The sequence below is a fragment of the Micromonospora sp. HK10 genome, from assembly GCF_000982955.1.
GTDB lineage: Bacteria > Actinomycetota > Actinomycetes > Mycobacteriales > Micromonosporaceae > Micromonospora.
Genome location: NZ_KQ058881.1, coordinates 104,328 through 104,592 on the forward strand (window position 1 = coordinate 104,328; position 265 = coordinate 104,592).

1 pseudogene is annotated in these 265 nt (G+C 79.6%); it reads left to right on the forward strand.

What is annotated here, in order from left to right:
- A pseudogene (locus tag LQ51_RS34130) lies at nucleotides 1-252 on the forward strand (sugar kinase); the annotation flags it as partial.
- Nucleotides 253-265 lie beyond the last annotated feature (13 nt).

Here is a 265-nt window from a genome sequence, read left to right on the forward strand (position 1 = left end):
CAGCTCGGCCACGGCGTCTCCGTCCTGGCCAACCTGCTCGACCCGCGGGTGGTGGTGGTCGGCGGGCACTTCGCGGCCCTCGCGGAGTGGCTGCTGCCGGCCGCCCGCGCCGAGCTCGCCGCCCGTACGCTGGCGCCGGCCGAGGGCGGCTGCCGGCTGGAGGCGAGCACCCTCGGCTCCGCCGCGACCGCCCTGGGCGGGGCGACCGCCGCACTGGCCACGGTGGAGGCGGGCCGGCTCCCGGCCGCCTGATTTCCTATCGGGG